At 62.5% G+C, this 7,630-nt stretch carries 7 protein-coding genes and 1 tRNA gene; 5 read left to right on the top strand and 3 right to left on the bottom strand.

The genetic code is table 11. From position 1 onward, the window contains the following. Positions 1-75 precede the first annotated feature (75 nt). Entirely contained in the window at positions 76-1,491 is a 1,416-nt protein-coding gene (locus tag RCO31_RS34475; protein WP_308972918.1) for an MFS transporter, read from the bottom strand. A 174-nt stretch (positions 1,492-1,665) separates the two neighbouring features. Between RCO31_RS34475 and ggt the strand changes: the two genes are divergently transcribed. After that, a complete protein-coding gene (gene ggt / locus RCO31_RS34470) occupies positions 1,666-3,420 on the top strand; it encodes a gamma-glutamyltransferase (RefSeq protein ID WP_308972917.1) in 1,755 nt (584 codons plus the stop codon). Between the two features lie 22 nt (positions 3,421-3,442). Here ggt and RCO31_RS34465 read toward each other — a convergent pair whose 3' ends face one another. Further along, positions 3,443-4,423 carry an SDR family NAD(P)-dependent oxidoreductase gene (locus RCO31_RS34465; protein ID WP_308972916.1) on the bottom strand — a complete coding sequence of 327 codons (981 nt, stop codon included), beginning with the start codon at positions 4,421-4,423 and terminating at the stop codon, positions 3,443-3,445. A gap of 176 nt (positions 4,424-4,599) precedes the next feature. Beyond that, positions 4,600-4,674, bottom strand: a tRNA-Gly gene (locus RCO31_RS34460). Positions 4,675-4,717: 43 nt separating this feature from the next. Between RCO31_RS34460 and RCO31_RS34455 the strand changes: the two genes are divergently transcribed. The 4 genes from RCO31_RS34455 (at position 4,718) to RCO31_RS34440 (ending at position 7,517) form a co-directional block, all read left to right on the top strand. Further along, entirely contained in the window at positions 4,718-5,389 is a 672-nt protein-coding gene (locus tag RCO31_RS34455) for a YbaK/EbsC family protein (RefSeq protein ID WP_308972915.1), read from the top strand. A gap of 75 nt (positions 5,390-5,464) precedes the next feature. Further along, entirely contained in the window at positions 5,465-6,379 is a 915-nt protein-coding gene (gene trxA, locus RCO31_RS34450) for a thioredoxin (protein ID WP_308972914.1), read from the top strand. 166 nt (positions 6,380-6,545) lie between these two features. Then, positions 6,546-7,220 carry an LON peptidase substrate-binding domain-containing protein gene (locus RCO31_RS34445; RefSeq protein WP_308972913.1) on the top strand — a complete coding sequence of 225 codons (675 nt, stop codon included), beginning with the start codon at positions 6,546-6,548 and terminating at the stop codon, positions 7,218-7,220. 114 nt (positions 7,221-7,334) lie between these two features. Next, a complete protein-coding gene (locus RCO31_RS34440) occupies positions 7,335-7,517 on the top strand; it encodes a Trm112 family protein (RefSeq protein ID WP_308972912.1) in 183 nt (60 codons plus the stop codon). Positions 7,518-7,630 lie beyond the last annotated feature (113 nt).

Below are 7,630 nucleotides of genomic sequence, written 5' to 3'. Positions count from 1 at the left end.
CTAGTGTCGTTTATGGATCAGAAATTCGCACGTTGGACTCGCGGCAACGATGGCGCGAATTTCTGATCCACGACACTAGAGCTGCGCTTCTCGCAATGACGGCCTGATGCGCGACAGCAAGCCGAGTCCGATCAGGAAAAAGCCGATCAGCACCACCATGCCGGCCTTCTGACTCAACGTCGCGGCCGTGATCGAGGCGACCAGCAGCGGGCCGACGAACGACGTTACTTTCCCTGTCAGGGCAAACAGCCCGAAGTGTTGCGTGATCTTGTCGACCGGCGCCAGCCGAATCAAAAGCGTGCGCGATGCGGCTTGCAGAGGCCCGGCGGCAAAGCCGATGAAGACGCCGATCAGGAGATAGGCGCGCTCGGCCGCGGCGCCGAACAGCGGACCGCCCGGAACCGGCGGCGGCACCTGCACAAACAGGATGCGGTCGCGGTCGATCAGGAGAATGAGGGCGAGCGAAGTGAGCAGCATGATCAGGCTCATGACGATCACCCGCCTCGGTCCGATCCTGTCGTCGAGCTTGCCGCCAAGCCATGCGCCCAGCGTCCCCGCAACCGCGAGAATCAGCCCGAACGTGCCGATCTGAATCGTGTTCCAGCCGAAGGTCCCTGCCGCATAAATGCCGCCGAACGCAAACAGCGAGATCAGCCCGTCCATGTAGATCATGTTGGCGATGAGAAAGGTCAGCAGCGGCTTGTTGCCCGGCAGCGCTGCGAGCGATCGTCGCAAGTCGATGATCCCCTCGCGCACGGCTGCTGAGACCGGCCGCTTGGAGGGCTGATCGGGTGTGAGTAGAAACAGCGGCAACACAAACACGGCGAACCAGACCGCGGTCAGCGGCCCGGAGATTCGCGCGCCTTCATGGGTTGCCGGATCAAGACCGAACAGCGGCGCGAGACCGAACAGCGTGCGCCCGGAGTTCGGATCGGCAGCCAGCAGGCCAAGCACAACGATCAGGCTGACGATACCGCCCACATAGCCGACCGCCCAACCGGTGCCCGACAATCGCCCCAGCCGCTCTGGCGGCACCAGCGCCGGCATCATCGCATTGTTGAATACGGTCGCAAACTCCACACCGACGGTGCCGATCGCATATGCCATCAACACCAGCGCGACGAGATCCGGGCGGCCCGGCTTGCCGAACCAGAGCAGCGTCGTACCAATCATCAGCAGAAGGCCAAAGCCCGCGATCCACGGTTTGCGCCGACCGGCGGCATCGGCGACCGCACCGAGCACCGGCGACAACAGCGCGATCACAAGGCCGGCGACGCCCGCCGCAAAGCCCCACATCGCCTGCCCCGACGCCGGATCCGAAGCGACGTAGGTCGTGAAATAAGGCGCAAACACGAAAGTCGTGATCAGCGTGAAGTAAGGCTGTGCTGCCCAGTCAAACAGCAACCAGCCCCCCACCGCCGAACGCGGCGGATACGCCGTTGCCGGCCGAGCGTGCGCACCAGACACGTGATCTTCGCTCGTAGCCGTCATTCACCGCCTCGCATGATTCGTCAGCAGACTCTCAGCTATTGCGGTGCGCCACAAGCGCGAACGCGACACACACACCCGCCGACGCGAGGCCGTTATCTTCAATTGACCGTGCTTTCCGCTGCACACACATCCACCGAACAGGTGTAGCATCAGCGGTGAACACGGAGGCCGGGAATGAAGAAGGTCGTCTTGTCAATCGGCTCGCTCGTCACGGCAGCACTGCTTGTTTGCAACCTGACGTCGATCACAACAGCTCAGGAGGGCCGTCGCACTACGTACGCACCTGCGGCGCTACAATCGCTGCAGCCGGTCGTTGCCAAGCATGGCATGGTGGTCGCGCAAGAACGGCGCGGCGCGGACATCGGCAAGGACATTCTCGCCCGCGGCGGCAACGCGGTCGACGCTGCGGTCGCGACCGGCTTTGCAATGGCGGTCACCTATCCGCGCGCCGGTAATCTTGGCGGTGGCGGTTTCATGGTGATCCATAGCGCTGCGCGCAATGAAGCGATCACGATCGACTACCGCGAGACCGCACCGGCTGCTGCGACCCGCGACATGTTTCTCGGCAGCGATGGCAAGCCGGATCCGGCAAAGTCTCGCTCTTCCGTGCTTGGCGTTGGCGTGCCGGGAACCGTCGCGGGCCTCGCGCTGGCGCACCAGAAGTACGGCTCGGGCAAGTTCACGCTCGCGGAACTGATTGCGCCGGCGATCAGACTTGCACGCGAGGGCTTTGCGGTCGAGGACGACACCGCCGATTCGCTGCCCGAGGCGCGCCGCATGTTTGCGCGCTGGCCGGCATCGGCAAAGATCTTCCTGAAGGGCGACAGCGCGCCGCTCGGCGACGGAGATCTCCTGGTGCAGACAGACCTTGCCGCAACGCTCGAAGCCATAGCTGTGAAAGGACCGGCGGGATTTTACGAGGGCGCGACGGCGCAAAAGCTGGTCGATGCGATCCGCGCCGATGGCGGCATCATGACGCTAAATGACCTGAAAGACTATCAACCCGTCATTCGAACGCCGGTGCGCGGCAAGTATCGCGGTTATGACATCGTCTCGATGCCACTGCCGTCCTCGGGTGGCGTGGTGCTGGTCGAGATGCTGAATATTCTCGAGGGTTATCCGCTGAAGGAGATGGGCCCGCACAGCGCCGACACTCTGCATGTGATGATCGAGGCGATGAAGCGCGCCTATGCGGACCGCGCACGTCACCTCGGCGATCCGGCGCTGGCCGATGTGCCGATGCAGCGGCTCTTGTCGAAGGATTATGCGGAGCGGCTGCGCAGCAGCATCGACATGCAGCGTGCTACGCCGGCATCCGAAATCGCTGATCTCTCGCCGCAGCGTCGTGAGGGACAGAACACGACGCATTATTCCATCGTCGACGGCTTCGGTAACGCGGTGAGCAACACCTACACGCTGAACTTCTCCTACGGACTCGGCATGGTGGCTGAAGGCACCGGCGTGATCCTGAACAACGAGCTCGATGATTTCACTGCGGCCGTCGGCGCGGCGAACGCCTACGGTCTCGTCGGCTTCGAGGCCAATCTGCCCGGTCCCGGCAAGCGGCCGTTGTCATCGATGTCGCCGACCATTGTCTTGAAGGACGGCAAGCCCGTGCTCATCACCGGCACGCCGGGCGGCAGCCGGATCATCACAGGGGTGCTGCAAGTGATCCTCAATACTATCGACCACGGCATGAACGCGGCTGCCGCCGTCGCGGCGCCGCGTCTGCACAATCAATGGCTGCCGGATGACGTCCGTGTAGAGAACGGCTTTCCGCCGCAGGTGCTGGACGACTTGCGCAGGCGCGGCCACACCATCGTGACCCCGCTCCAGCAGACCTCCGCCAACTCGATCGCGATCACTCCGCAAGGCCTCGCCGGCGCACCGGATCCACGGACGCGCGGCGCGCACGCAGCGGGGTATTGACGGCGGCGTTAGGCCGATGGCCTTAAGGCCTTTCCTTGCCCACTCGCCAGCCGGACTCTTCCGCAAAGCTCGCGAAGAAGTCCGGCTCGTAGGCGCTCTCGGGATTCGCGCGCACGCGCCTGTCGAGCAGGTGCGCGTCGTCGCCGACGAGAATGCGCCAGCGCTCCGCCTTGACGCCGTCGAGAATGACCTTGGCCGCGGCCGCAGCCGTCGTCGGCGCGTCGTCCTGAAACCGGCGCGCGCGTTCGGCCGACAACTTCTGGATCTCGTCATCGGACATCGCCGCGGCATCCATGCCGTAGGCCGCAAGCCGCTGGCGCGCCGCCGCGAGCTCTGCCGGCGACAGCTGACCGGCTTCGCTGCCGGTTTGAATCTTGCGGGTGTTGGCGACGATCGCGGTGCCAATATGACCCGGCATCACCACCGAGCACTTGATATGCGGGGCGTTCAAGCGGAGGTCGCCGATCAACGCTTCGGTGAAGCCCTTCACCGCGAACTTGGCCGCGCTATAGGCCGTGTGCGGCAGCCCCGGTCCGATCGACGCCCAGAAACCGTTGACGCTCGAGGTGTTGACGATGTGGCCTTCGGCTGCCTTCTGCAGCATCGGCAGGAACGCGCGGGTGTTGAAGTAGACGCCGCCCCAGCACACCGCAAAGGTTTTGTCCCAATGCTCGCGGCTGTTCGAGATCATGCTACCGCCGCCGCCGATTCCGGCGTTGTTGAACAGGAGATGGATCTTGTCGGTCGCCTGCTGCTCGGCGACTTGGTCGCGGAAACGCTCGACCTGATCTTCGATCGACACGTCGGCCACATGCGTCGTGATGCGCAGGCCCTGCGGTAGCTTTTCGGACTCGCACAGGCGCTTGGTTTCCGCCATGTTCTCCGCCGAGACGTCGCACATCGCGACATTGCAGCCCTCGGCCACGAGCTGCCGCGCAAGTTCACGCCCCATGCCCGTGCCGCCGCCGGTGATGACGGCGATCTTGCCTGCGAAATCCTTCATGAGACGTGGCTCCCTGCTCTCGACCGGAACTCCTTGCCCGCCATGTTGAGCGGTGACCGGTCCCTGTTTCTCAGAATCACAAAACAAAAGGCCGGACACGTTGTCCAGCCTTCGGGGGCTCGCATTTGCATGCGGTCTGAAACGTCAGGAAGGAAGGAAGATCGTCGAGAATGCTCTGGAGCGGGCGAAGGGATTCGAACCCTCGACCCCAACCTTGGCAAGGTTGTGCTCTACCCCTGAGCTACACCCGCATCCGAGAGAATTTGGCGGACCACGGCCCGCAACGGCCTTCCTATGCCAAAACCCATTCCCCAATGCAAACCAATTTGCAATGCAACGATTTGCACCCGACCTCCTTTTGAATGCAAATTTCGCTTACCTGGGCCCGAAATGACCCTATCGCCTGCCTCATATTGGTATCTTTCGGACAATATCTCCCGTTCCATGCTCGCCTCCCCCCAAGACCTGTTAGCGTTCCTCGACCGTCTGGGTATCCGCCACCAGACTGCCAGCCATGCGCCCCTGTTCACGGTTGCAGATTCGCAGAGCCTGCGCGGCCAGATCGCCGGCGGGCACACCAAGAACCTGTTCCTGAAGGACAAACCCGGCTCGCTCTTCCTGATCGTGGCCGACGAGGAGGCCCGTATCGACCTGAAATCGATCCATCGCCGTATCGATGCCAGGCGCCTGTCGTTTGGCTCGGCCGCACTTTTGATGCAGCATCTCGGTGTCCAACCCGGTTCGGTGACGCCGTTTGCGGCGATCAACGACCCGTCAGGCGCGGTTTCCGTCGTCCTTGATCAAACCTTGATGGCCCACCAGGTGCTGAACTTTCATCCCCTCACCAACACGATGACGACGTCGATTGCCGCGCAGGATCTGCTCAAGTTTCTGCGCGCGACCGGCCACGAACCGCGCGTCCTGTCGCTTTCCGAAGCGGCGGAGGCAACCGCTCAGCTACATTGAAAATCCGGGTCAAGCCGCCATTTATTTGCGAGCTATGATATGGAACCGGCACCGGAAAACTTCGCGAGGACCGACGTGACGATACTCGAAGGAAATGGCGCCACACCGCCACCCGCAGGCGACCTGATCAAGGACACGACGACGCAAACGTTCGTCAAGGACGTGATCGAGGAGTCCAAACGCCAACCGGTGCTGATCGACTTCTGGGCGCCATGGTGCGGTCCGTGCCGTCAGCTTACGCCGATCCTGGAAAAGGCCGTCCGCGCGGCCAAGGGCAAGGTCAAGCTCGTCAAGATGAACATCGACGAGCACCCGCAGATTCCGGGACAGATGGGAATCCAGTCGATTCCGGCAGTCATCGCGTTCGCCGGCGGCCGGCCTGCCGACGGCTTCATGGGCGCCGTTCCCGAAAGCCAGGTGACGGCCTTCATCGACAAGCTGACCCAAGGCATGCCCGGACCGGCCAGTGTCAGCGACATGCTGAAAGAAGCCGAAACGGCAACCGCCGAAGGCGACCATGCGACCGCGGCGGCGATCTACGCCGAAATCCTGCAGGAGGACGCGACCAACATCACGGCCCTCGCCGGCCTCGCCCGCTGCTACGTCGAGACCGATGCGATCGACCAGGCCAAGCAGACGCTTGCGATGATCCCCGAGGCCAAGCGCAATGATGCTGCGGTGAAGGCCGTGCAGGCGGCGATCGACCTTTCCGAGCAGGCGAAGTCGCTGGGTCCGGTGAGCGATCTCGAACAAAAGATCGCAGCGAATCCGACCGATCATCAGGCGCGGTTCGATCTTGCCGTAGCATTGAGCGCGAAGGGCGACCGGCTCAGTGCCGCCAACCATCTGCTCGATATCGTCAAGCGAGACCGCAAGTGGAACGACGATGGTGCGCGCAAGCAGCTCGTGCAGTTCTTTGAGGCGTGGGGTGCCACCGACGAAGCAACCGTCGAAGGCCGCAAGCGCTTGTCTTCGATCCTGTTTTCGTGAGTGAAGGCTGAACTTGGCAGTATTCGCCCGGGTCATGCCGTAAAGGGTAGATGCCCGGCACATCGTCGAGCGGAGCGCGCCGTCCTTGGAACGCTATGCGCGGGCATGACGGCTGCATTTTGATTCGGTACGCGTTCAATTGCGTTGATCTAACAGTGGTGATCCGATGCCGATCAATGCCAACTATCGCGGACCGGCCGATCTCGTCGAGGTCATCCCGGTCTTTCCGTTGACGGGCGCCTTGCTGTTGCCGCGCGGACAACTGCCGCTGAACATTTTCGAGCCGCGCTATTTGGCGATGGTCGATGACGCGCTGCGCGACGGTCACCGGCTGATTGGAATGATCCAGCCGGATGCGGCTCATACCGGTCATCGCGACCGCCCGGCCCTGTTCAACATCGGCTGCGTCGGCCGAATCACCCAGCTCGGCGAGACCGGCGACGGCCGCTATATTCTCGAGCTGACCGGCATCTCCCGCTTCAAGATCGAGGAAGAGCTGACCGTGACGACGTCTTACCGGCAGTGCCGCGTCGACTATTTTCCGTTCGTCGACGACTTCACGGCGCGCAAAGGCGAGGAGCTGGTCGATCGCGGCGAGGTGCTGCGCGTGTTGTCAGACTTTCTCAAAGCAAACAACCTGAAGGTCGATTGGGACGGCATCGAAAGCGCGCCGAATGAAGCGCTGGTCAACGCGCTGGCGATGATGTCTCCCTACGGCGCAGCCGAGAAGCAGGCGCTGCTGGAGGCCCCGAACCTGAGGGCGCGCGCGGAAATCCTCGTCGCGGTCACCGAAATGGAGCTCGCCAAGAAGAAGACGAGCGGCGAGCCGCCCCTACAGTGATCTTGCTACCCGGGCTCGCGCCGCCTCGGAATGGCGCGTGGGTTGTCTGTACATGTTGACGACATGCATTCAAGATGCCACGACCATCGCCCCTTTTGCCGGAGCGCATGAACGATGTCGTCCGCTGATACCGTCGATCCCAAACTACTCGAATTCCTTGTCTGCCCGCTGACCAAGGGGCCGTTGGAGTTCGACAGGGCGCGGCAGGAATTGATCTCTCATTCGGCGAAGCTCGCCTATCCAATCCGTGACGGGATTCCGATCATGCTGCCGGAAGAAGCCAGGAAGATCGACTAGTGTCCCGAATCCGAAGTTCGCCGTACTTTGCAGCGAGCTCAGAGCGAACTTCGGATTCGATCAGGACACTAGCAAGTTTATGATTCTAGTGTCGTTTATGGATCAGAAATTCG

Source organism: Bradyrhizobium sp. LHD-71, assembly GCF_031157255.1.
Taxonomy (GTDB): domain Bacteria; phylum Pseudomonadota; class Alphaproteobacteria; order Rhizobiales; family Xanthobacteraceae; genus P52-10.
The sequence above is the reverse complement of the archived record's forward strand: the minus strand, read 5'-3'. Positions and strand labels throughout refer to the sequence as shown.